Origin of the sequence: Streptomyces sp. NPDC127197, assembly GCF_042672405.1 — a bacterium.
In the GTDB taxonomy this organism is placed as follows: Bacteria; Actinomycetota; Actinomycetes; order Streptomycetales; family Streptomycetaceae; genus Streptomyces; species Streptomyces flavusporus.
The window spans coordinates 112,820-134,400 of the sequence record NZ_JBHXVG010000024.1 but is presented as its reverse complement, the minus strand read 5'-3'; the positions used below and the strand labels follow the sequence as shown (position 1 = coordinate 134,400).

Below are 21,581 nucleotides of genomic sequence, written 5' to 3'. Positions count from 1 at the left end.
CCACTACGAAGCGAACGCCCTCGGCCGCGAGAGGGATACCCGCCGAAACGGAGCAGGATGATGTTGCCGGCGCCCCGCACTGCGCCCGGCATGACAAGCTGTGCTGGCCCACCCCCGAACCCAGGAGGTCACCATGACCGCAGAGCCCGTAACTACGGAAGGTTCGGAGCCGGCTGCCCCCGAGACGTCCCCTCTGGCGCCGGACAGCGACGGCAACTACGACCTCAAGCGCAAGTTCCGTGAAGCCCTGGCGCGCAAGCGCGGTGCGCAGGCGGACGCGGCCGATGTTGCCGCCAACCCGGATGCGTCGAAGGTGCGTGCGGCGCACGGCCCGGCTGCGAGCCAGCGGTCGTTCAGACGTAAGAGCGGCGGCTGAGTCGATCAGTCCCGCGGTCCGGCCGCTTTACCGGCACTCTGCGCGCTGTCCACTCGCGCGCCCGGTGCCGTGGCCCGCAACGTGCGCATGTCCGTGTGCGCGTTGCGGGCGAGGCGTAGCCGGCGGTCTCGCCTGTGGGAGGGCCCAACTGCGGCTGGCGCGGGTCGGTGGCGCCGCCGCACTGGCATTCCCGGCCAGGACGTCCGGCCGCCGACGTTGCACGGTGGCCAGGACGTAGCTGACGGCCCGGTGCGACGCCGGCGCGTCTGGCCATCCCAGCTGGCGTCACCACTGGAGCCGTCCGAATCACTGATCATTCCGGGCTGAGGGCACTGCCTCGTCCGAGGGCACGCGGCCGGTGTCGCGCGCCCGCCGTGCCCGCTGTACCGCTGTGGAGATCGACGACGGTTGTCCGGGCCTGACAGTAGGCAGCCGGCGTGGCAAGGACATTTGCTTCCCCGGTTCTGCTGCGGCTGACCGACGCATGGAGTCTCTGGGAAGCGGCGTGACGGCCGCTGGTGCAGCGGGCTCAACCCGGTCGTTCGTGGAGGAGGACGGGTGGTGCTCGTAGTCGCGGACCAGGCGCCAGTGCACTATCAAGATCCCGTAGGTCTGCTCGACCCTTCACGGCTGGCTCCGTGAGCGGCGACCTGGTTCTTGAAGCCCTGGTCGACCAGTGCCTCGACAGCTCGCCCGTGGGATGGGGTGGTTCTTCAAGAAGTGCGGTTGTTCCAGGCCGACCTGCTGCCCGCACCCGTACACAGACCGACGGCCCGGCCACGCCGAGTGACCTGGACAGGACCGAGGCCAACCGCGCGCTGGTGGCGGAGTTCGCGGAGAAGGTCCTCAAGGGCGCCGACTACTCGGTGCTGACCAACTACATCTCCACCGAGACCTACCACCAGCACAACCCGGAGGCCGCCGACGGCCTGGACGGCTTCGGGGCCGCGGCCGCCAAGTGGGCCGAACAGGGCAAGAACCTGGTCTACAAAACCGTTCACAAGGTGGTCGCCGAGGGCGACTTCGTCCTCCTGCAGTCCGAGGGCGAGTTCGGTGTGCCCGTCGCTTACTGGGACCTGTTCCGCGTCGCCGACGGCAAGATCGTCGAGCACTGGGACGTCATCGCCCCCGTACCGGCCGAACTGCCGTACACCAACGGCCTGTTCTGAGCGAGCGACAGGACCGCACCATCAGTGGGCTGACCTACGCCGGGAAGGCCTTCCGGCCGTCTTCATGATCCCTCCGACAGCCGCGATCTGCTGCAGCCATCCGGGACCCCGACATCGTCGATGCGATGAGGACGCACGGTTCGGGGGCCGGAGCCCAGCGATGGGCTCCGGCTCCCGGCCTGCCCCGCCAGGAAGCTCCAGCCGTGCTCCTGCCGTTCGGCGACTGGGCGGGCTACTTGCCGGGGGTGATCCGGGCGGCGAGCAGGTTGGGGTCGTCGTTGGTGAAGTAGGCGCCGCTGGCGACGTAGGCCCTGGTGCCGCGGACGGCGAGGGAGGTCGGGTTCTGCAGTCCGTCCGCTCCGGTCAGCACCACGCTGTGGCTGCCGTCGGACCGGACGAGGGCTACCTCGTTGTCCGCGTTGATCGCGGCCAGCAGCGTGTTCCCGGAGCCCGTGAAGGCGATGTCGTCGATGTTGACCAGGCCCGTGGCCCGGGTCTCGACGGGACCGGCGGTGCCGCGGCGGGTGACCGGGATGCGCAGCACGGTGCCCTGGTCCAGGTTGGACACCCAGACCGCGCCGTTGTGCATCTTGATGCCGTTGGCTCCCAGGAATCCCGTCGCTTCCAGCCCGGGCGCCGTGGCCCAGCGGGTGGCCGTACCGCCGTGGACGGGCATCTGCCAGACCGTGCCCAGGACCGAGTCGGTGGCGTACAGCAGGCGCTGCCGCCGGTCCAGGGCCAGGCCGTTGGGCAGGCTGTCGGCGGGGAGCGCGGCGATGCGCTCCGGGGCGCCGCCCGGACGCAGGCGCCACAGGCCGGTCAGATCGCTGGTGCCGGTGGCGTACAGGAAGTACAGCGTCCCGTCGTGCGTACGGACGATGCCACCGAGGAAGGGTGAGGTCAGCACAGGTGTGCTCGCACCGGCCGGCGGTGCCGGCAGGGTGGCCAGGACGTGCACCCCGCCAGCGCGGTCGATCCGGGCGACCTGGCGACGGAAGGCGAAGGTGACCACCGCACTGCCGTCGGGTTCCAGGGCGATGTTCTCCGGACGCTGCCCGTCCGCCATGTTCAGATGCGCCACGACGAGTACGTGCGATATCGGGGCGTCGGCGGCGAGCGCCGGCCCTGAGGCCGTCATGGCGAGGGCTGCCGTGATGGCCGTGGCCAGCAGTCCGGTTCGCTTGCCAAGAGAGGTTCCTGACATGTGTGCTCCGTATTCGTGAATCGTCATGTGATAGGTGGCCGGCCGGCCGTACCAGGGGCGTGGCACAGCCGGTCGGCCGGACCAAGAGGAGCGGCCTGGCGTCAGGCGGTGAAGGTGGGTGTACCGGAGGCCCCTCGTCGCCACACGATCGGTGGCCGGGCCGTCGGTGGTCCGCGGACGTAGCTTCCCCGGCTTCGGCTGGAGCAGCGGCATGCCTTCCTCCGTCGCCGTGGGGATTTCCGCACCGAATCATTGAGGAGATCCGCCGGTGGGCCTTGTCGGTGGCTGTATGGGGTCTGTTCCGTCAGCGCACCGATCCGCGACCGGCTCATCGACTGCCCGGTGCTGACCCTGTGGGGTGAGGACTTCAGTGCCATCGGGCAGGCCTACGGCGTCCTGGAGGTTTGGAAGGGTCTGGCCCGTCAGGTCCGCGGGGTGCCCATTCCCCAGTGCGGACACCTCTGCCAGGAGGAACGCCCCGACGTCGTCAACGCCGAACTCCTGGACTTCCTCACCGACTGGACGGGCTGACCCTGCCGCCCTGCCGCCGGTGTTCGCCGCATTCGCATGCCTGGGTGCGCTGTCGGACCAGTGCCGGTGCGCTCCAGGTCAACCAGGGCTTCGCGCACGTCCATAACCTCATCGCGGCGGGCTGCCGGACCCGTGTCGAGTCACGGCCGGGGCCCGTCACGATGTCCGGAATCCGAGGAGTGGCCATGGCCGAGCAGATCGTCGCGGAACAGTACGACGACCTCACGGCCTGTGCCGGGTCCGGCGGATCTACGGCGTGGTGGGTGACAGTCTCGATCCTGTCGTCGACGCGGTCGGACGGCACGACTCCGTCGAGTGGATCCAGGTCCGCCACGAGGAGGTCGCGGCGTTCGCCGCCGGCGCGGAGGCCCAGCTCACGGGCCGGCATCTGAGCGACGTCGCGCGGCCTCGGACAGATCGGAAACGCACCTGATGCCGATGACAGCGGAGGCGACCGGCACGACCACAGACACGCCCTTGGAGACGACGCCGTGAACTCCTTCTCACCCGGTTTCAAAGGCCGCGGCCGACATCTGGCGGACCGACTGCCGCCAGGCCAGTACGCAACGGAGCAGTTCCCCATGCTGTCGGCCGGGCCCACCCCCAACATCTCCACCGCGACCTGGGCCTTCACCGTGACCACGGAACTCGGCGAGATCCACAGCTGGACCTGGGAGAGCATGCTCGCCCTGCCGCAGCAGGAGACCGTGCAGGATATCCACTGCGTGACCCGCTGGTCGAAGTTCGACACCCGGTGGCGCGGCGTGCCCCTCGACGCGTTCTTCGAGGACGTCGAGACGGCGGCAGACTTCGTCGTCGTCAGCAGCTACGGCGGCTACACCACCAATCTCCCGTTGGAGGACCTCCTCGACGGCAGGGCCTGGCTCGCCCACACCTACGACGGCGAGCCGCTGTCCCCCCGAACACGGCGGCCCCGCCCGGCTCCTGGTACCGCACCTGTACTTCTGGAAGTCCGCCAAGTGGGTGCGCGGGCTGCGACTCACCCACGAGGACGAGCCGGGATTCTGGGAGAGCGTCGGCTACCACAGTTACGGCGACCCGTGGCGCGAGCAGCGCAACTGGGGCGACTGACCATGGCGTCGGGTACCGGCCCGGTTCGTCGAGCGTTGGCCCCTGACGGCCACCGCCCGCACCCTGGTATTCCGGGCGCCGGGCTGGCCCGGCCACCTGCCCGGGCAGCACGTCGACGTACGGCTCACCGCCGACGACGGCTATCAGGCTGCTCGGCTTGCGCCGTCAACCCGACTGGGCCCCACCCTTCGACCTCGATCGCACGGTCGAACTGCGCTGGCTCGACGCCACCCCGCCCCGAACCGGTTGCTCCACCTGCGAAGCACCATGACCCAGCTACCGGTCGCCGCCGTTCACCTCACCGCGCCAGCTGCCCACGTCATCACCACCGAACTGCGCACGGCCGACCACACCACAGAAACCGGAGGCATCCTGCTGGGACACCACACTGAAGACACCGTCACCATCCACCACGCCGGGACGCCCGGACCCGCTGCCGTACGCACCCCCACCTACTTCCTCCGCGACCTGCGACACGCCCAAGCCCTCGCCGACCAAGCGTTCGCGGCCGACGGCAGTGTCTGGGTAGGCGAATGGCACACCCACCCCACCAGCCGGCCGATCCCCAGCACTCAAGACACCGCCACCTACCAGCAACTCCTCGACGACCCGGAACTGGGATTCCACAGCGTCATTGCGGTCATCCTCGCCCGTCATGAACACCACTGGGTCGGCACGGCCTGGGCCGCTCGGCACGACCGGATCACGCCGGTGGACCTGCGACTCGACGGCGCCGTGCTATAACGCCAGGAACGACGCCTCGCACCCCCTCGACCGAGCCGCGTCGTATGGCAGGAAGACCCCGGCCCTCGTGATGACCGAGGCCCTCGTCATGGCCGCGGCCCGTCCGGTGCCCGGCACGACCGCGGACGCGAAGGTTTGGCGGGACTCCGACCTGGTCGAGCACTGCCGAGGCGTGACCGTGCTTGGCGATGGCGCCGACATCAATACTGGTCTGGTCGTCCCGCACTGCAGACGCTCCGGACTACCGCTACTGAAGGGCGAGGAGCAGGACAGCGCCGCTCACCGGAAGGTCCGTGCGCGAGTCGAGCACGTCTTCTCCCAGATGAAGAACTACAGGATCCTCCGCGCTTGCCGGCGATCCAGACCCGTGATGTGACGGCTCTCACGAGCCTAGTCTGCGTCTGTCGCATAGGGTCCTTTCGACCTCATGGCGGACGCGCCGTCAGGTAAGTCAGCGACTGGTCAGCTTCAGTCCTTGATATTGGTCGGCACGCCGTTGGAAAACCGTGTCGATGTAGAGTGAAAAACGCCCTTGACCTGCAAGAGCAGGCAGGGAGCCAACCCTCTGGGAGTACTACATGCTGCGCACCATGCTCAAGTCCAAGATCCACCGAGCCACCGTCACCCAGGCCGACCTGCACTACGTGGGATCGGTGACCATCGACGCCGAGCTGCTGGATGCCGCCGATCTGCTGCCCGGCGAGCTTGTGCACATCGTCGACATCACCAACGGCGCCCGGCTGGAGACTTACGTCATCGAGGGTGAGCGCGGCTCGGGCGTCGTCGGTATCAACGGTGCCGCGGCCCATCTGGTCCATCCCGGCGATCTGGTGATCATCATCAGTTACGCTCAGGTCACCGACGCCGAGGCGCGGGCACTGAAGCCGCGGGTCGTGCACGTGGACCGCGACAACAGGATCGTGGCCCTGGGTGCCGACCCGTCCGCACCGGTGCCGGGCTCGGACCAGGAGCGCAGCCCGCAGGCCGTGTCGGCCTGACCTTTCCGACCAGGAGCGTGCCCATGAGCGACATCGAGATCCGCGACGACCGGGCGGCCGGCCGCCTCGAGGCCCTCGGGGACGGCGGCGAAGTCGTCGGCCACATCGAGTACTTCGTCCTGGAAGCCCCGGGGCGCGCCCTGGTCCCCGTGCACACCATCGTGGAACCGGCCCACGAGGGGAAGGGCATCGCGGGCTCGCTGGCGCGCGAGCTGTACGCCATCGCGAAGCGTGAGGGCATCGTCGTGGCCCCGCTGTGCCCGTACGTCGTGAAGTGGGCGGAGCGCCACCCCGAGGAGGCTCCGGCGGCCGACCCGGAGCTGCTGCGGGCGGCGAAGCAGTGGCTGTTGGCGCACCCGGGCCGGTTCTGAAGGCCTGAAGGAAGGAGCCCTCTCCATGCTCGCTCTCCTGCACACCTCACCCGTCCACGTCCCCGTCTTCGACGCCCTGCGCGACGAGGACCACCAGGGCCTGGAACTACAGCACTTCGTCGACGAGGGACTGTTGGACCGGGCCCGTGCCAAGGGCCCCGAAGCGGTGGCGGACGACCTGCGTGCGGTTCTGGAGCGGGCGGTCGCCGACGGCGCGCGGGCCGTGCTGTGCACCTGCTCGACACTCGGCGGCGTCGCCGAGACGGCCGGCGCCGACGTCGGCGTGCCGGTGCTGCGCGGCGACCGTCCGATGGCGGCTGCCGCGGTGGCCGCGGGGTCCCGGGTCGTCGTCCTCGGGACGCTGGAGAGCACGTTCGGGCCGACCGTGTCGCTGATCGAGGAGGAGGCCCGCCGCGCCGGACGTTCCGTCGAGGTACGCCCCCGATTGGTGGAGGGCGCGTGGCAGCGGTTCGAGGCGGGCGACACGGAGAGTTACGCACGTCTCGTCGCCGCCGCGGCCGACGAGGTCACCGACGCCGACGCAATCGTCCTTGCCCAGCCCTCCATGGCCCCGGCCCAGCATCTGACGACGACATCGGTCCCGGTGCTGTCCAGCCCGCGTCCGGGGCTGGCGGCGGGGGCGCGGGCGGCGCGGACCGGGCTGTCGCGCTGACGTCGTCCGGATAGATCCCAGGGGTCCACCTGGGCCACGCGGTGACTCCGGCGAGTGACTGGCGGCACTGGGCCCCGGGTAGACGGGGAGTAGTCCACAGCCGACGTTCACCGACTGGCGGAGGACATCATGACCAATCCGTACCCCGATCCGGTCCCGCCGGGTCCCACTCCCGGACCGGATCCCCATCACCCCGAGCCGCACCCCGACCCGGTGCCGACTCCGGAACCGCCCCCGGGCCCCGGGCCGACCCCTCCGCCTCCGGCTCCCGAGCCGCCGCCGGGGCCCCGCCCCGTCCCGGAACCCAACCCCTCACCGATCCCCCCGGGCCCGGAGCCCGTCCCGAACCCGGAGCCCGGACCGCCGCTCTCCTGAGCGGCCGCACCACGAAGGGCGGTGAGCGCCCATGACGCGTGGTGGGCGACCACGAAGGCCGCCCACCACTGCCGTACCGCAGGACCGGCCCTGGCCACGACGCACCCGCACGTGGCGTACCGGACCTCCAGCGGAGCGCTCAGCCCGCCACCTCCGACCGGTCCCCGCCCCACAGCGTGTGGAACGAACCGTCCCGGTCGGTGCGCCGGTAGGTGTGCGCGCCGAAGAAGTCCCGCTGGCCCTGGGTGAGCGCGGCGGGCAGTCGCTCGGCGCGCAGGGCGTCGTAGTAGGCGAGGGCCGCGGCGAAGCCCGGTGTCGGGACGCCCTGCCGGGTGGCGGCGACGAGTACCTCGCGCCAGTCGTCCTGGGCCGCCGCGATCTCCTGGGCGAACGTCTCGTCCGACAGCAGGCTGGGCAGATCGGGCCGGGCGTCGTAGGCGGCGCGGATCCGGTCCAGGAACGCCGCGCGGATGATGCAGCCGCCGCGCCAGATCGAGGCGACCTGGCCGAGGTCGATGTCCCAGTCGTACTGCTCGCTGCCCGCGGCGATCTCGTGGAAGCCCTGGGTGTACGACACGATCTTGGAGGCGTACAGCGCCTGCTCGACCCGGTCGGCGAAGGCACCGGCCTCCGTCTTGTCCAGGGGAGACGCCTTCGGGCCGGCCAGGCCTCGGGACGCCTCACGCAGCGCCGCGTGTCCGGACAGTGAGCGGGCGAACACCGCCTCCGCGATCCCGGAGACCGGAACACCCAGGTCCAGCGCGATCTGCACGGTCCAGCGGCCGGTGCCCTTCTGCTCCGCCCGGTCCTGCACCACGTCCACGAACGGCTTGCCCGTGACCGCGTCCACGTGCGACAGCACCTCGGCCGTGATCTCGATCAGGTAGGAGTCGAGCCGGCCGGTGTTCCAAGTGCGGAAGATCTCCGCGATCTCGGCGGGGGAGTACCCGGCGACATCGCGCAGCAGCTGGTACGCCTCGCCGATGAGCTGCATGTCGGCGTACTCGATGCCGTTGTGCACCATCTTCACGAAGTGCCCGGCGCCGTCCGGACCCACGTGCGTGACGCACGGCGCCCCGTCCGCCGCCTTCGCGGAGATCTTCTCCAGCATCGGGCCCAGCGACTCGTACGACTCCTTCGAACCGCCCGGCATGATGCTCGGCCCGTGCAGCGCGCCCTCCTCGCCGCCGGAGATGCCGGTGCCGACGAAGTGGATGCCCCGCTCGCGCAGCTCGCGCTCCCGGCGCCGGGTGTCCGCGAAGTGGGCGTTGCCGCCGTCGATGATCATGTCGCCGGGCTCCAGGAGCGGAGCGAACTCCTGGATCACGGCATCGGTCGGATCGCCGGCCTTGACCATGATGACCAGGCGGCGGGGCCGTTCCAGGGCGGCCACGAACTCCTTGGCGGTCTCGGCCGCGACGAAGTCGCCCTCGCTTCCGAACTCCTCCACCAGCGCGTGCATCCGGGACGCCGTCCGGTTGTGCACCGCGACCGTGTAGCCGTTGCGCGCGAAGTTGCGGGCGAGGTTGCGGCCCATGACCGCGAGACCCGTGACGCCGATCTGGGCTGAAGTGCTCATTCCGCCTGCTCCTCAAGGGGTCCAGTGGATCCCGTAGATCGTGTTTGCCGGTCGTGCCGGTAGTGCCGTCAGTATCGCCCCCCGGGCCATCCTGACGTGCCGAAACGCCGACCGCACGTCCGACCCTACGGGGCTCAGTACGTACGGGAGGGGTTTGGTGCCTCAGCGGCACGCGCCCGAACCCGTCAACGGGGGTGTCTTCTGCGCCACTTGGCCTGACCGGGCGGCCGATTGCCGTCTTGTCATGGCCTGTTCGGGGCCCTTAGCTTTGGCCCTTCTGACGCTTGTCGAGGGGGCACTTCCATGGCCTTACGCGGCCGGCATCGCCGGTATCAGCCGAACAGGATCAACCGCGCCTCGCTCACCGTCACGGCGGGCGGCGCCGGAATGGCCCTCCCGTTCGTCGGCACCGGTGCCGCACAGGCGGCCGACGTGGACACCTGGGACAAGGTCGCCGCGTGCGAGTCGACCAACGACTGGGACATCAACACCGGCAACGGGTACTACGGCGGACTGCAGTTCAGCCAGTCCACCTGGGAGGCGTACGGCGGTACGGCCTATGCGCCGCGCGCGGATCTGGCCACCAAGGACCAGCAGATCGCCGTCGCGGAGAAGGTGCTCGACGGGCAGGGGCCCGGCGCCTGGCCGGTGTGCTCGGTGCGGGCCGGACTCACCGGCGGTGGCGAGACGCCCGGCATCCAACCGGGCGGGGGCACCTCGACCCGGACCGCCAAGAGCTCCGTGGCGGACGTACGGCCGCACACCACGCCCCAGTCGCGCGCAGGAACCGCCGAGATGTACACCGTCGTCCGCGGCGACACGCTCTCCACCATCGCCGAGGAGCAGCGCGTCCAGGGCGGCTGGCAACGGCTGTACGCCGCCAACCGCAGAACGATCGGGACGGACCCCGACCTGATCCTGCCGGGCCAGCGGCTGAACCTGCGAGCCAAGGCCACGGCTGCCCCGGCTCCCGCGCCGACCACACCGGCGGCACCCGAGTCCCGGCCGAAGACGACCGCTTCGGACGACGCCGACGACCGGCGCGAGGACTCCCTCGTCGCCCCCGTCAGCGGCTCCCTGGGGACCCCGTACCGGGCGGCCGGCTCCAGCTGGTCGAAGGGCTACCACACCGGCGTCGACTTCCCCGCAGCCACCGGCACCTCCGTGAAGGCCGTCGCCGCGGGCCGGGTCGTCACCGCCGGATGGGGCGGCTCCTTCGGCTACCAGGTGGTCATCCGGCACGCCGACGGCCGGTACACCCAGTACGCACACCTGTCGGCGATCTCCGTGAAGGCCGGCCAGCCGGTCGGCGGCGGCCAGCGCATCGGACGTGTCGGGTCCACCGGCAACAGCTCGGGCCCGCATCTGCACTTCGAGGTGCGGACCGGGCCCGGCTTCGGTACGGACGTCGACCCGGTGGCGTACCTCCGGGCCGGCGGGGTCAGGATCTGACCCCGGCGCGCTGCTCCACGCTCGGGAACGGGATGTACGAGGCGCCGTACAGGGAGTAGTAGTAGGGCGCGGTCCCGTCGGCGGGACCGACGGGCGCGTCGTTGCCGTACGTGCTCTCCGTGACCGGGCTCGGCAGGAAGACGCCGCCTTCCCGGTGCGCGGCGGGCTTCTCGGGGAGGACCTCGAGGAACGCGGTGGCGGGCTCGTCGGCGGGCCGCGCCGGGGCGACGATGCCGGACAGCTGCCCGGTGAGGGGCTCGGGCAGCAGCTCCGTGTTGTCGGAGTCGTCGGAATGCCGGATGCGCTCCGTCGTCAGCAGAATCAGACCGCCCGCCGCCACCACCCCGCAGCTCAGAGCGAGCACGGTGCCCGTGGCGCCATAGCGGAAGGTTTCGCCGAACATCGTGATGCCCACCGCGGCCGCTATCACCGGGTTCACCACCGTCAGCGTGGCCAGCGGAGCCGCGAGGCCGGCGCCCCGGTACGAGGCCTGGGACAGCAGCAGACCGGAGACGGCGAACACGCCGATCGCGGCCAGGGACGGCAGATCCGCGCCCGACACCCCGCCGGTCCAGTCGACCGCGACCGTCTTCGTGAAGACCGAGGACATGCCGAACGCGATGCCCGACGCGGTCGCGAGGAGCAGGGCGCGCACCGCCGGACGATGCCGGACCGCCCGTGCCGCGAGCATCAGCGCGGCGACACCAGCGGCGGTCGCCAGGAACACGGACACCTGCTGTGCCCCGTCCAGCGACCGCGAGTCGGACGTGCCGACCAGGGACAGCAGACCCGCGAGGCCGACGGTCGCCATCACAGCGCCCCGCCAGGCCGTCCCACCGGCCCTGCGGCCCACGAACAGCGCCGCCATCGGCAGCGCGAACACGATGGTCAGCGCCCCCAGCGGCTGCACCACGCTCAGCGGACCGTAGGCGAGGGCCGCCACGTGCAGTAGCCCGCCGAGACCGTTGAGCGCCACCGCGGCCCACCAGCCCGGCCGGCGCATCGGCGCGTACTGGCCGCCCGGCAACGACACCGCGACCCGCTCCTGCACGATCGCCCCGCCCGCGTACGCGACAGCGGACACCAGCGACAGGAGCACGGACAACGCGAGGGCGCTCATGAGCTGCTCCTCTGCCTGAGGCTGGGGCGCTCGGCCCGGTGCGACGAACGGTCGGCTTCCATGACCAACACGATGCCCGCTCGCCCTGTTCCCCGTCGTCGTCCCTGAGCACCCAATGAGTCCTACTGCCGATGGAGTACGAACGCCCCCCGGTCATCCCCAGGGTGGGTGAACCGGGACGGAGACCCCCTGATCCCGTCCCCTAGGGGGCTTGGTACTACTGCTCCTCGTGGACCTCGACCCGGACCTTGCCGCCCTGAGCCCGCTCGGCGGATTCTTCGTCCTGCGCACGGTCGTGGACGGGCCGTCAGCCCCTGTGAGGTCGCTGCCGACCCTGGCGCAGGCCTACGGCCCGTCGGCATCGGATGCGGACGCGGACCCCATGCAGGTCCGTGTCCGAAAGGTGGCGGCCGCCCTGGCCGTTCCCGAGGTGCGGATCGCGGCCTCGGTGGCGCACCTCGGGCTCGCGGCCCGGCTGTGGTCGACGGCGCTCGGCTGCGCCGTCCTGTACGGCAGCGTCCCCGATCTCGACCCGCGGCTGCTGCACTGGGACGCCGACGGCAGCGCACCCGACGACCTGTGGCTCGCTCAGGTGCGCCCGCTGCCGGGGGACGCGGCAACCGTCGTGGACGTCGTGCTGCACGGTCACCTGGAACCGCTGGCGGCCGTTCTGCGCACCCGCCACCGGCTCGCGGCGGGGCTGCTGTGGGGCAACGCCGGATCAGCGCTGGCGGGCGCCGTCCGCGAGCTGGACCGGTGGGCGCGGGCGAACGGCCTTACCGAGGCCGCCGTCCGGGCCCGCGCGCTGGCCGGCGAGCTCTTCGCCCACCCCCGCCTCACCGCAACCGGCACACTCACGGGCACTGCCTTCCGGCGCCGCAGCTGCTGCCTGTACTACCGGGTGCCCGGCGGTGGACTGTGCGGCGACTGCTGCTTCACTCGGCCCCCGGGCTCTTCCCCACGCGCCACATCTGGGTGACCATGAGGGAACCAGCCGCCGAGACAGGGGGTTTGCGGGTGCGAGTGGGACTGCTGACCCGGGAGTACCCCCCGGACGTGTACGGCGGTGCGGGCGTCCATGTCGAGTTCCTCGCCCGGGAGTTGAGATCCCTCGTCGACCTCGAGGTGCACTGCTGGGGCGAGGGCCGCGCGGAAGGCGTGCTGCGGCATCGCCCCTGGCCCGCGCTCGACACCGCCAACGACGCGCTGCGCACCTTCTCCGTGGACCTCGCCATGACCGCCGCCCTGGAGGGCCGCGAACTCATCCACTCCCACACCTGGTACGCCAACCTCGCCGGCCACCTCGGCAAGCTCCTGTACGGCATCCCGCATGTGATGACCGCCCACTCCCTGGAGCCGCTGCGCCCCTGGAAAGCCGAGCAACTCGGCGGCGGATACGCCCTGTCGAGCTGGGCCGAGCGCACCGCGATCGAGGCCGCCGACGCGGTGATCGCCGTGTCCGGTGCCATGCGCACGGACATCCTCGACTGCTATCCCGCGCTGGACCCCGCCCGCGTCCACGTCGTGCACAACGGCATCGACACCGACCTCTACCGGCCCGACGCCGCCACCGACGTCCTGACCCGCCTCGGCCTGGACCCGGCCCGCCCGTACATCCTGTTCGTCGGCCGGATCACCCGGCAGAAGGGCGTGCCCCATCTGCTGCGCGCGGCACGGGACATCGACCCCGCGACGCAGGTCGTACTGTGCGCGGGGGCGCCCGACACCCCGGAGATCGACCGGGAGTTCCGCAACCTGTACCAGGAGCTGAGCCGCGTCCGCGACGGCGTGCACTGGATCTCGCGGATGCTGCCGCGCCCGGAGGTGATCCAACTCCTCACGCACGCCGCCGTGTTCGTCTGCCCTTCGGTGTACGAACCGCTGGGCATCGTCAACCTGGAGGCGATGGCCTGCGGCACACCCGTCGTGGCCTCCCAGGTCGGCGGCATCCCCGAGGTCGTCGCGGACGGCAAGACGGGCCTGTTGGTGCCCGTGGACGACGACTTCGAGACGGGCCTCGCCCGCGCCCTGGACGCGCTCCTCGCCGACCCGGAGGGCGCCCGGCGGATGGGGGAGGCGGGACGGGAACGTGCGGTGGGGGAGTTCGGCTGGGACACGGTCGCCCGCCGCACGGCCCGGCTCTACGCGGAGATCCTCGAACAGGCTTAGCCCGCCCGGCTCAAGGGCAATCATGGGTCAACCAGGGTGAGGGGAGCGGCCATGCGTCGTGGTGGACCTTCGGTGCTCGGGATCGTACTGGCGGGCGGGGAGGGCAAGCGCCTGATGCCCCTGACCGCGGACCGCGCGAAACCCGCGGTGACCTTCGGCGGCACGTACAGACTTGTCGACTTCGTCCTCTCCAACCTCGTCAACGGCGACATCCTGCGTATCTGCGTCCTCACGCAGTACAAGTCCCACTCGCTGGACCGGCACATCACCACGACCTGGCGGATGTCCAGCCTGCTCGGCAACTACGTCACGCCCGTCCCCGCCCAGCAGCGGCTCGGCCCGCGCTGGTTCCTGGGCAGTGCGGACGCCATCCTGCAGTCCCTGAACCTGATTTACGACGAACGGCCCGAGTACGTCGCGGTGTTCGGCGCCGACCATGTGTACCGCATGGATCCGCGGCAGATGCTCGCCCAGCACATCGAGTCCGGCGCGGGCGTGACGGTGGCGGGGATACGCGTCCCGCGCACGGAGTCCTCCTCCTTCGGCGTGATCACCCCGGGCTCGGACGGAAGCACCGTCGAGCGGTTCCTGGAGAAGCCCGCGGACCCGCCCGGCCTGCCCGACGACCCCGACTCCGTCCTCGCCTCCATGGGCAACTACATCTTCACCACCAAGGCGCTGATCGAGGCCCTCCAGCGGGACGCCGACGACGCCAACTCCGTGCACGACATGGGCGGTTCGATCCTGCCCCAGCTCACCGAACGCGGCGAGGCCCACCTGTACGACTTCGGCGACAACCACGTCCCCGGCGAGACCAGCCGCGACCAGGGCTACTGGCGTGACGTCGGCACGCTCGACGCGTACTACGAGGCCCACATGGACCTGATCGCCGAGCGGCCCGCCTTCAACCTCTACAACCGCAGCTGGCCCATCTACACCCACTCCAACCAGCTCTCGCCGGCCCGCTTCAACGCCGGCGGCATCGCCGGCGAGTCCATCATCAGCGCCGGCTGCCTGATCCGGGGGCAGGTCACGCGGTCCGTGCTCTCGCCGGGTGTCGTGGTCGACCCGGGGGCGGTGGTGCAGGGGTCGGTGCTGCACGACAACGTCCACATCGGGCGGGGTGCGGTGGTGCGGGGTGCGGTCCTCGACAAGAACGTCGAGGTGCCGCCCGGCGCGACGATCGGCGTCAACCCGGAGCGGGACGCCGAGCTGTACACGGTGTCCAAGGGCGGCGTGATCGCGCTGGGCAAGGGGCAGCGGGTGCCGTAGCCCGGCTACGCCGGGAGGAGCGGCGGCGGCGTCACACGATCGAGCGGACACGCCGGGCCGGGCGTCGGTTCACGCCTTCGTGGGGCACTGACCTGGACACTATGACCTCTCACGCCACATGAGTCCCGCCTCTTTCGTAGGAGGCGGGACTTAATCTGCTGTTAACTGTACGTAGCCTGATCGTACTTGACCGTAATCGCCCCAGGGCGATTGACTGCTGGCCCACCCGTCATCGTCGCGAGGCAAGCCATTGACTCCTGACCTGCTCGCACCACTCGACCTGGCGTTCTGGAACATCGAGTCCGACCTGCATCCCATGCATCTCGGCGCGCTCGGCGTGTTCGCGTCCCACTCGCCCGCCGCCGGTGCCCACGCCGCCGACCTGCTCGCCGCCCGTGCCGCCGCGGTGCCCGGGCTGCGGATGCGGATCCGGGACGTGTGGCGGCCGCTCGATCCGGGGCAGCCGTTCCCCTTCGGACTCCGCCGGCCGCTCGCCTTCGGCGGCGCGGCCAGGGAGCCCGCCCCCGACTTCGACCCGCTCGACCACGTCCGGCTGCATGCCCCCACCGCCGACTTCCAGGGGATGGCGGGCCGGCTCATGGAGCGTCCCCTGGAGCGCGGCCGGCCGCCGTGGGAGGCGCATGTGCTGCCGGGGGAGGACGGCGTCTCGTTCGCCGTGCTCTTCAAGTTCCACCACGCCCTGGCCGACGGCCTGCGCGCGCTGACCCTGGCCGCGGCCGTCCTGGACCCCACGGACATGCCGGCCCCGCGGCCCCGCCCCGCCGAGCCCCCGCGCGGCCTGCTGCCCGACGTGCGCAAGCTGCCCGGGCTGCTGCGCGGCGCCGTGTCCGACATGGGCCGGGCCCTCGACATCGGCGCCTCCGTCGCCCTGTCCACCCTGGGCATGCGTTCGTCGCCCGCGCTGACCTCGGAGCCCTCCGGCACCCGTCGTACCGCCGGAGTGGTCCTCGACATCGATGACGTGCACCGCGTCCGCAAAGCTGTCGGAGGCACCGTCAACGACGTCCTGATCGCCGTCGTCGCGGGCGCCCTGCGCCGCTGGCTCGACGAACGCGGCGACGGCAGCGAGGGTGTCGCGCCGCGCGCGCTGATCCCCGTCTCCAAGCGTCGCCCGCGCACCGCGCACCCGCGGGGCAACCGGCTGTCCGGTTACTTGATACAGCTCCCGGTCGACGACCCCGACCCGCTCGGCCGCCTCGAGGCGGTCCGCACGGCCATGGACCGCAACAAGGACGCCGGCCCCAACCGGGGCGCGGGTGCCGTCGCGCTGCTCGCCGACCATGTGCCGGCGCTCGGCCACCGGCTCGGCGGCCCGCTGGTCAGCCAGGCCGCCCGGCTGTGGTTCGACATCCTGGTCACCAGCGTGCCGCTGCCCGGCCTCGGCCTGAAGCTCGGCGGCAACCCCCTCACGGAGGTGTTCCCCTTCGCCCCGCTGGCCGCCGGCCAGTCCCTCGCCGTCGCCGTCTCGACGTACCGGGGGCGGGTCCACTACGGGCTCGTCGCCGACGCACGGGCCGTACCGGACCTGGACCGGTTCGCCCAGGCGGTGTCCGACGAGGTGGAGACGCTGATCAAGGCCTGCGCTCCTTGATCGCGACGGGTTTGGCGGTGCGGCCCGGCGCTCCGTAAAATCTGCCGTTCGAATGCGGGCGCGACCGGAGCGCCGCGACGGCAGACACAGGGAACGGCAGCGGCGATGACGGTGACAGAGGAAGGCTCGACGACCACGGACGAGGTCGTCTACGGGCCCGGCATCGACCCGGAGCGGCTGGCTGTCTGCCTGAGCGTGCTCGAGGAGCTCGACAAGCTGGAGGTCGACCACCCCGACGCGATCGCCGTGCGCCGGGCCACCGCGGGCATCTACCGCACCGTCAAGCAGCGCCGCCGCCAGGAGCGCCGGGCCGCCAAGACCGCGCACGACAAGGCGGTCACGGAGGCCACGGCGACCGGCTCCGCCCAGCGCATCGACGACGAGACGGAGGGCATCCTCCCGTCGTCGATCACGGAAGAGGGCAAGATCGCGGGGATACTCCAGCGCCCGCGCTCCTGCTACACCTGCAAGACCCGGTACGTGGAAGTCGACTACTTCTACCACCAGCTCTGTCCCGACTGCGCCCGCCTGAACCGCGGCAAGCGCGACGCCCGCGCCGACCTCACCGGCAAGCGTGCGCTGCTCACCGGCGGCCGCGCCAAGATCGGCATGTACATCGCGCTGCGGCTGCTGCGCGACGGCGCGCACACGACGATCACCACGCGGTTCCCGAAGGACGCCATCCGCCGCTTCAAGGCCATGGACGACTCGGCGGACTGGCTGCACCGCCTCGAGGTCGTCGGCATCGACCTGCGTGACCCGGCGCAGGCGGTGGCCCTCGCCGACCAGGTCGCCGAGGCGGGCCCGCTGGACATCCTCATCAACAACGCGACGCAGACCGTACGCCGTCTGCCCTCCGCCTACGCCGCCCTGGTCGAGGGCGAGAGCGCCCCGCTGCCCGCCGGTGAGCTGCCCGCCCACCATGTGATCGGCGCCTTCGGCTCCGGCGCCGTCGACGGCCTGGCCGCGCTGCCCGCCGGGATCTCCGGCTTCGACGCACAGCAGGTCGCCGACCTCGCCCTGGTCGCCGGCAACGCCAGCGTCGCCCGGCACCTCGACGGCACCGCCATCGACGCGGGCGGCCTCGTCCCCGACGTCGTCGACACCAACACCTGGGTGCAGACCATCGAGCAGATCTCCCCGGTGGAGCTCCTCGAGACCCAGCTGTGCAACTACACGGCGCCGTTCATCCTGATCAGCAAGCTCCGCCCGGTCATGGCCGACGCCGCGAAGAAGGCGGCGAGCGGGCGCGCGTACGTCGTCAACGTCTCGGCGATGGAGGGTGTCTTCGGCCGCGGCTACAAGGGCGCGGGCCACCCGAACACCAACGCCGCCAAGGCGGCGATGAACATGGTCACGCGGACCAGCGCCCAGGAGATGTTCCAGACCGACGGCATCCTCATGACCTCGGTCGACACCGGCTGGATCACCGACGAGCGCCCCCACTACGACAAGCTGCGCCTGGCCGAGGAGGGCTTCCACGCCCCGCTCGACCTGGTCGACGGCGCGGCCCGCGTCTACGACCCCGTCGTGCGCGGCGAGGCGGGCGAGGACCTGTACGGCGTCTTCCTGAAGGACTACGCGCCCGGCAAGTGGTGAGACCCGGCGTCGCGCGTCCTCCACGAGGTCGGACCAGGCGGGCGCTGGTCGACGGCCCCGAGTCGCGAGTTGCGGGCCGCCACGAGCTCCAGGACCGTACGCCAGTCCTCCAGGACTCCCGCGTCGAACCCGATGACCTTGCCGGCCTCGTCGGCCTGCCGCAGGGCCACGGCGTCGTCGGCGAGCGGGTCCCGCTCGAACGCTGCTGCCTCCGCGGGACTCATCGGGCCGCCCTGCCTGGTCAGGGTCCGGGCACTCTGCGGCGACAGATCACGCCCCGCAGACACGGCGGCCAGATAGCGCTTCGCGGCCACATGCAGTCGTACGAGACGGGAGACCCGCTCACCGAGCAAGGGCCGGACGGCGTCCGCCGCGAGGTCGGCGTGACCGGCGTCGTCGCCGGGCCGCAGCAGATGCCCGATGTCATGCACCAGGCCCGCGATCTGGAGTTCCTTGTCGGCGGGGCGACTTCGGCGCAGCAGTGCGGCCGTCTGCAGCGCGTGGTCGTGCAGGTCGACCGGGTCGCCGGTGCAGTCCGGAGTGTCCCGGACTCCACGGCAGGCGTTCAGCAGATCCATCAGCTCTTCGACACTGCGCAGCTCCATGCGTCAGTCCTCCCGCCGGACAAGCCGTTGCCGGACGTCAGCAGATCATGGCCGCCTTGCGAATCGGCCAACGGGACTTGAACTGCATGGCCCCTGGCAGCCGCCGGTCGTGGGCGTGTTCGCCCGGGTAGGCCGTCCGGGTGAACCGAAAAGTCCATTGCGTAACAAATAGGGGTAGATTTCCCCTGATTGCACACGGGGTGACGCGCAATAGTTACCCGCTGTTTTCAGCCCTATCGAGCGGACCCTCGCTCATTTGGTTAATCTGGTCCAGACGGACAGCCAGAACGGGTCCCTACCCACACCCACCGTCCGTCCCGGGGCAAGCCGGTGCACAACGGCCTGCTCTCACGCGACCCACCGACGCCACCGCGTCCGCGCAGCAGCACGTCAGACCCAACGGGCGTCGGGCAGCGGACCGCAGACCGCCGACGCGCCCCGAGGGTGACCCGACACATAAGGAGTGCGCGGTGACACCGGAGAAGACGAATCGCGAACAGCGCCCCAAGGAACGCCCGGAGCGTGCGGGCCGCCGCCCCGGCGAGCTCGGCAACCTCGACGTGTGGGCCAGGTCCGCCCCGATCCGCCTGGCGGGCTACGAGGACGACCTCGCCGAGCCGCACATCCTGCCCAGCGTGGACTGACCCGGCAGGCCCCTTCGCGATCGCCGACGGCATGGGCGTGCGAGACTCACGCCCATGCTGATCAGGGAAGCAACGGCCGACGACTGGCCACACATCTGGCCGTTCTGGCACCGCATCGTCGCCGCCGCCGAGACCTACGCCTGGGACCCGGACACCACCGAGGAAGCGGCCCGCGCCCTGTGGATGAGCCCGGCCAAACGCGTCTACGTCGCCGAGGACGAGACCGGAGCCGTCGTCGGCTCCGCCTATCTCACCCCCAACTACGGTGGCCCCGCCGCCCGGATCGCCAATGCCGGCTTCATGGTCGACCCCGACCAGGGCGGCCGCGGCATCGGCCGCGCCCTCGCCGAGCACATCCTGGCCGAGGCCGAGGCCCAGGGCTACCGGGGCATGGTGTTCAACGCGGTCGTCGAGACCAACCCCGCGGTCGAGCTCTGGACTTCTCTCGGCTTCACCATCCTCGGCACCGTGCCGGACGCCTACGACCACCCCCGGCACGGCCCCGTGGGCCTGCACATCATGTACAAGGCGCTGTAGTCAGGGCCGCCTACTCCATCGGCGCCGTCCGCTGCCACGGACGCGCGGCCTCCAACTGGGCCGCCAGCCCCAGCAGTTCCGCCTCCGACCCCGGCCGCCCCACGAGCTGTACGGCGCAGGGGGCGCCGGAGGGGAGGGTGCCCAGCGGCACCGTCATCGCGGGCCAGCCGGTCAGGTTCCACGGCGGTGTCATCGGCGAGTAGGCGGTGTTGGCGGCCACGTTGCGCAGCCAGCCCCGCTCGTGCCAGGGCACGGCTTTGGGGGACCGGCGGGCGAGCGCCGGTGTGAGCAGCACGTCGTACTCGGCGAAGAACGGCTCCAGACGCCGACGCAGGGCGTCCCGGCTGCCGCCGCCGCGCACGGCTCCCACGAACCGCCTCCCGACGGCCGCGTGCACCCGGGTGCGCCGGGCCAGCAGCCGCGGGTCCAGGCCCTGGGCGTCGACGGAGGTGCCCGCCGTCCAGTGGGCGAGCGAGGTGAAGCTCAGCGACAGCGGATACGGCGGATCGGCGCGCCGCACCTGGTGCCCTGCCTTGATCAGCAGCCCCGCCGCCTCCTGGGCGGCGGTCGTATACGGTCTGCTGACAGTGACCCCGGCGAGGGGGCTGCGCAGGGAGACGGCGACGCGGTGGGTGCCGGGCGCGTCACGCCGTACCACCTCGGTGTCCGCGAGGACGGACAGCATCAGCCGCGCGTCCGCCACGGTCGTCGCCAGCGGCCCGTTCTCCGACATGCCGAACCAGTCGCCGTCACCGATGCCCGCAGGAACCACCCCGTGACCCGGCTTGATGGTGACGAGGCCGCAGTTGGCCGCCGGTATGCGCAGGGACCCCATGCCGTCGTTGCCGAGCGCTATCGGCACCAGGCCCGCGGCCACCGCCGCCGCGCTGCCGCCGGACGAGCCGCCCGCCGTGCGCGTCGTGTCCCACGGGTTCCGGGCGATGCCGTGCACGCCCTCAGTGGTACCGAACACGCACAGCTCCGGCACATTGGTCAGCCCCACGACCACCGCACCCGCTGCCCGCAGCCGGGCGACGGTGACATGGTCCTGGTCGGCCGGCGTGTCGGGAGTCGCGGCCGAGCCGATCCGCACGGCCTCGCCGCGCACCGCCAGATTGTCCTTGACGGCCACGGGCACGCCCGCGAGCGGGAGTTCGCCCAGATCACCGCGGGCGCCCACCTCGTCGGCCTCCGCGAGTGCGGCCTGTGCCCGCACCGTGCGAAAGGCGCCGACGCGGCCGTCGATCCGCTCGATCCGCGCGAGGTGCTCGGCCACCACCTCCCGCGGCGTGACCTGCTTCTCACGTACGGCGGCGGCAATCTCGACGGCGGTCCGTCCGACCCAGTGGGTCACGGGCGCTCCTTGGGGCAGAGGGCGGCTGATGCGCACGTACTCGCGAGTACGTAGGCAGAACTGTGCCCGGACACGCCCGTCACGTCGAGAGTGCCGACCATGAAT

General features: G+C 71.3%; 21 protein-coding genes and 4 pseudogenes. 19 read left to right on the top strand and 6 right to left on the bottom strand.

Going from position 1 to position 21,581, the window contains the following annotated elements; translation table 11 throughout:
* Positions 1 to 133 precede the first annotated feature (133 nt).
* Positions 134 to 376: a DUF5302 domain-containing protein gene (locus tag ACFVJQ_RS31160; RefSeq protein ID WP_307712219.1), complete on the top strand. Its 243-nt coding sequence runs from the start codon at positions 134 to 136 to the stop codon at positions 374 to 376.
* A 540-nt stretch (positions 377 to 916) separates the two neighbouring features.
* On the opposite strand, the pseudogene ACFVJQ_RS31155 reads toward ACFVJQ_RS31160, so the two are convergent.
* A pseudogene (locus tag ACFVJQ_RS31155) lies at positions 917 to 1,071 on the bottom strand (IS5/IS1182 family transposase); the annotation flags it as partial.
* Here ACFVJQ_RS31155 and ACFVJQ_RS31150 point away from each other — a divergent pair.
* Positions 1,015 to 1,545 carry an ester cyclase gene (locus ACFVJQ_RS31150; protein WP_385788859.1) on the top strand — a complete coding sequence of 177 codons (531 nt, stop codon included), beginning with the start codon at positions 1,015 to 1,017 and terminating at the stop codon, positions 1,543 to 1,545. The pseudogene ACFVJQ_RS31155 and the gene ACFVJQ_RS31150 overlap by 57 nt on opposite strands.
* Positions 1,546 to 1,777: 232 nt before the next feature.
* Here ACFVJQ_RS31150 and ACFVJQ_RS31145 read toward each other — a convergent pair whose 3' ends face one another.
* Complete coding sequence (locus ACFVJQ_RS31145) at positions 1,778 to 2,749, bottom strand: SMP-30/gluconolactonase/LRE family protein (protein ID WP_385514351.1); 972 nt, start codon at positions 2,747 to 2,749, stop codon at positions 1,778 to 1,780.
* Positions 2,750 to 3,091: 342 nt separating this feature from the next.
* Between ACFVJQ_RS31145 and ACFVJQ_RS31140 the strand changes: the two genes are divergently transcribed.
* From ACFVJQ_RS31140 to ACFVJQ_RS31100, 9 genes and pseudogenes are all read left to right on the top strand, one after another.
* The gene (locus ACFVJQ_RS31140; RefSeq protein WP_385514352.1) at positions 3,092 to 3,280 is read left to right on the top strand and encodes an alpha/beta fold hydrolase; all 189 of its coding nucleotides are present in this window, start codon (positions 3,092 to 3,094) and stop codon (positions 3,278 to 3,280) included.
* Positions 3,281 to 3,465: 185 nt separating this feature from the next.
* Positions 3,466 to 3,665 (top strand): annotated as a pseudogene (locus ACFVJQ_RS31135) (thiamine pyrophosphate-binding protein); the annotation flags it as partial.
* Positions 3,666 to 3,771: 106 nt separating this feature from the next.
* Positions 3,772 to 4,372 (top strand): annotated as a pseudogene (locus tag ACFVJQ_RS31130) (sulfite oxidase-like oxidoreductase).
* A 42-nt stretch (positions 4,373 to 4,414) separates the two neighbouring features.
* Positions 4,415 to 4,528, top strand: a pseudogene (locus ACFVJQ_RS31125) (oxidoreductase); the annotation flags it as partial.
* 111 nt (positions 4,529 to 4,639) lie between these two features.
* Positions 4,640 to 5,116 (top strand): Mov34/MPN/PAD-1 family protein, encoded by a 477-nt coding sequence (locus tag ACFVJQ_RS31120; protein WP_385514354.1) that lies wholly within the window; start codon positions 4,640 to 4,642, stop codon positions 5,114 to 5,116.
* The gene (locus tag ACFVJQ_RS31115; protein WP_385788856.1) at positions 5,028 to 5,492 is read left to right on the top strand and encodes a transposase family protein; all 465 of its coding nucleotides are present in this window, start codon (positions 5,028 to 5,030) and stop codon (positions 5,490 to 5,492) included. Before ACFVJQ_RS31120 ends, ACFVJQ_RS31115 begins: the two co-directional genes overlap by 89 nt.
* Before the next feature lie 202 nt (positions 5,493 to 5,694).
* On the top strand, positions 5,695 to 6,114 hold the full coding sequence (panD, locus tag ACFVJQ_RS31110) for an aspartate 1-decarboxylase (RefSeq protein ID WP_385788854.1): 420 nt from the start codon (positions 5,695 to 5,697) through the stop codon (positions 6,112 to 6,114).
* A 23-nt stretch (positions 6,115 to 6,137) separates the two neighbouring features.
* Complete coding sequence (locus ACFVJQ_RS31105) at positions 6,138 to 6,485, top strand: GNAT family N-acetyltransferase (protein WP_385788852.1); 348 nt, start codon at positions 6,138 to 6,140, stop codon at positions 6,483 to 6,485.
* A gap of 25 nt (positions 6,486 to 6,510) precedes the next feature.
* Positions 6,511 to 7,158 carry an aspartate/glutamate racemase family protein gene (locus tag ACFVJQ_RS31100; RefSeq protein WP_385514358.1) on the top strand — a complete coding sequence of 216 codons (648 nt, stop codon included), beginning with the start codon at positions 6,511 to 6,513 and terminating at the stop codon, positions 7,156 to 7,158.
* A gap of 514 nt (positions 7,159 to 7,672) precedes the next feature.
* Here ACFVJQ_RS31100 and gndA read toward each other — a convergent pair.
* Positions 7,673 to 9,112, bottom strand: coding sequence for an NADP-dependent phosphogluconate dehydrogenase (gene gndA, locus ACFVJQ_RS31095; protein ID WP_385788849.1), 1,440 nt, complete (start codon positions 9,110 to 9,112; stop codon positions 7,673 to 7,675).
* Between the two features lie 303 nt (positions 9,113 to 9,415).
* On the opposite strand from gndA, the gene ACFVJQ_RS31090 reads away from it, so the two are divergent.
* On the top strand, positions 9,416 to 10,564 hold the full coding sequence (locus ACFVJQ_RS31090; RefSeq protein WP_385514360.1) for a transglycosylase family protein: 1,149 nt from the start codon (positions 9,416 to 9,418) through the stop codon (positions 10,562 to 10,564).
* Here the strand turns inward: ACFVJQ_RS31090 and ACFVJQ_RS31085 are convergent.
* Positions 10,554 to 11,684, bottom strand: a complete 1,131-nt coding sequence (locus ACFVJQ_RS31085) for a DMT family transporter (RefSeq protein WP_385514361.1) — start codon at positions 11,682 to 11,684, stop codon at positions 10,554 to 10,556. The two genes, ACFVJQ_RS31090 and ACFVJQ_RS31085, sit on opposite strands and share 11 nt — an antisense overlap.
* Before the next feature lie 211 nt (positions 11,685 to 11,895).
* On the opposite strand from ACFVJQ_RS31085, the gene ACFVJQ_RS31080 reads away from it, so the two are divergent.
* From ACFVJQ_RS31080 to ACFVJQ_RS31060, 5 genes are all read left to right on the top strand, one after another.
* Positions 11,896 to 12,663 (top strand): (2Fe-2S)-binding protein, encoded by a 768-nt coding sequence (locus tag ACFVJQ_RS31080; RefSeq protein WP_385514362.1) that lies wholly within the window; start codon positions 11,896 to 11,898, stop codon positions 12,661 to 12,663.
* Positions 12,664 to 12,701: 38 nt separating this feature from the next.
* Entirely contained in the window at positions 12,702 to 13,853 is a 1,152-nt protein-coding gene (glgA, locus tag ACFVJQ_RS31075) for a glycogen synthase (RefSeq protein ID WP_385514363.1), read from the top strand.
* 51 nt (positions 13,854 to 13,904) lie between these two features.
* A complete protein-coding gene (gene glgC, locus ACFVJQ_RS31070; protein ID WP_385514364.1) occupies positions 13,905 to 15,125 on the top strand; it encodes a glucose-1-phosphate adenylyltransferase in 1,221 nt (406 codons plus the stop codon).
* A gap of 250 nt (positions 15,126 to 15,375) precedes the next feature.
* Positions 15,376 to 16,737, top strand: coding sequence for a wax ester/triacylglycerol synthase family O-acyltransferase (locus ACFVJQ_RS31065; protein ID WP_385514365.1), 1,362 nt, complete (start codon positions 15,376 to 15,378; stop codon positions 16,735 to 16,737).
* 105 nt (positions 16,738 to 16,842) lie between these two features.
* Positions 16,843 to 18,336: an SDR family NAD(P)-dependent oxidoreductase gene (locus ACFVJQ_RS31060; RefSeq protein ID WP_385788846.1), complete on the top strand. Its 1,494-nt coding sequence runs from the start codon at positions 16,843 to 16,845 to the stop codon at positions 18,334 to 18,336.
* Here ACFVJQ_RS31060 and ACFVJQ_RS31055 read toward each other — a convergent pair.
* Entirely contained in the window at positions 18,315 to 18,941 is a 627-nt protein-coding gene (locus tag ACFVJQ_RS31055; protein ID WP_385788844.1) for an HD domain-containing protein, read from the bottom strand. The two genes, ACFVJQ_RS31060 and ACFVJQ_RS31055, sit on opposite strands and share 22 nt — an antisense overlap.
* A 470-nt stretch (positions 18,942 to 19,411) precedes the next feature.
* Between ACFVJQ_RS31055 and ACFVJQ_RS31050 the strand changes: the two genes are divergently transcribed.
* The gene (locus ACFVJQ_RS31050; RefSeq protein WP_224735466.1) at positions 19,412 to 19,585 is read left to right on the top strand and encodes a hypothetical protein; all 174 of its coding nucleotides are present in this window, start codon (positions 19,412 to 19,414) and stop codon (positions 19,583 to 19,585) included.
* A 54-nt stretch (positions 19,586 to 19,639) separates the two neighbouring features.
* Complete coding sequence (locus ACFVJQ_RS31045) at positions 19,640 to 20,122, top strand: GNAT family N-acetyltransferase (protein ID WP_224735465.1); 483 nt, start codon at positions 19,640 to 19,642, stop codon at positions 20,120 to 20,122.
* Between the two features lie 10 nt (positions 20,123 to 20,132).
* On the opposite strand, the gene ACFVJQ_RS31040 is transcribed toward ACFVJQ_RS31045, so the two are convergent.
* The gene (locus ACFVJQ_RS31040; protein WP_385514369.1) at positions 20,133 to 21,476 is read right to left on the bottom strand and encodes an amidase; all 1,344 of its coding nucleotides are present in this window, start codon (positions 21,474 to 21,476) and stop codon (positions 20,133 to 20,135) included.
* Between the last annotated feature and the right edge of the window lie 105 nt (positions 21,477 to 21,581).

What these genes read in the sequence shown, in the direction of transcription:
- ACFVJQ_RS31160 (WP_307712219.1), top strand. Translation starts at nt 134, where the DNA reads ATGACCGCAGAGCCCGTAACTACGGAAGGTTCGGAGCCGGCTGCCCCC.
- ACFVJQ_RS31145 (WP_385514351.1), bottom strand. Translation starts at nt 2,749, where the DNA reads ATGTCAGGAACCTCTCTTGGCAAGCGAACCGGACTGCTGGCCACGGCC.
- ACFVJQ_RS31120 (WP_385514354.1), top strand. Translation starts at nt 4,640, where the DNA reads ATGACCCAGCTACCGGTCGCCGCCGTTCACCTCACCGCGCCAGCTGCC.
- ACFVJQ_RS31115 (WP_385788856.1), top strand. Translation starts at nt 5,028, where the DNA reads ATGAACACCACTGGGTCGGCACGGCCTGGGCCGCTCGGCACGACCGGA.
- panD (WP_385788854.1), top strand. Translation starts at nt 5,695, where the DNA reads ATGCTGCGCACCATGCTCAAGTCCAAGATCCACCGAGCCACCGTCACC.
- ACFVJQ_RS31105 (WP_385788852.1), top strand. Translation starts at nt 6,138, where the DNA reads ATGAGCGACATCGAGATCCGCGACGACCGGGCGGCCGGCCGCCTCGAG.
- ACFVJQ_RS31100 (WP_385514358.1), top strand. Translation starts at nt 6,511, where the DNA reads ATGCTCGCTCTCCTGCACACCTCACCCGTCCACGTCCCCGTCTTCGAC.
- gndA (WP_385788849.1), bottom strand. Translation starts at nt 9,112, where the DNA reads ATGAGCACTTCAGCCCAGATCGGCGTCACGGGTCTCGCGGTCATGGGC.
- ACFVJQ_RS31090 (WP_385514360.1), top strand. Translation starts at nt 9,416, where the DNA reads ATGGCCTTACGCGGCCGGCATCGCCGGTATCAGCCGAACAGGATCAAC.
- ACFVJQ_RS31085 (WP_385514361.1), bottom strand. Translation starts at nt 11,684, where the DNA reads ATGAGCGCCCTCGCGTTGTCCGTGCTCCTGTCGCTGGTGTCCGCTGTC.
- glgC (WP_385514364.1), top strand. Translation starts at nt 13,905, where the DNA reads ATGCGTCGTGGTGGACCTTCGGTGCTCGGGATCGTACTGGCGGGCGGG.
- ACFVJQ_RS31060 (WP_385788846.1), top strand. Translation starts at nt 16,843, where the DNA reads ATGACGGTGACAGAGGAAGGCTCGACGACCACGGACGAGGTCGTCTAC.
- ACFVJQ_RS31055 (WP_385788844.1), bottom strand. Translation starts at nt 18,941, where the DNA reads ATGGAGCTGCGCAGTGTCGAAGAGCTGATGGATCTGCTGAACGCCTGC.
- ACFVJQ_RS31045 (WP_224735465.1), top strand. Translation starts at nt 19,640, where the DNA reads ATGCTGATCAGGGAAGCAACGGCCGACGACTGGCCACACATCTGGCCG.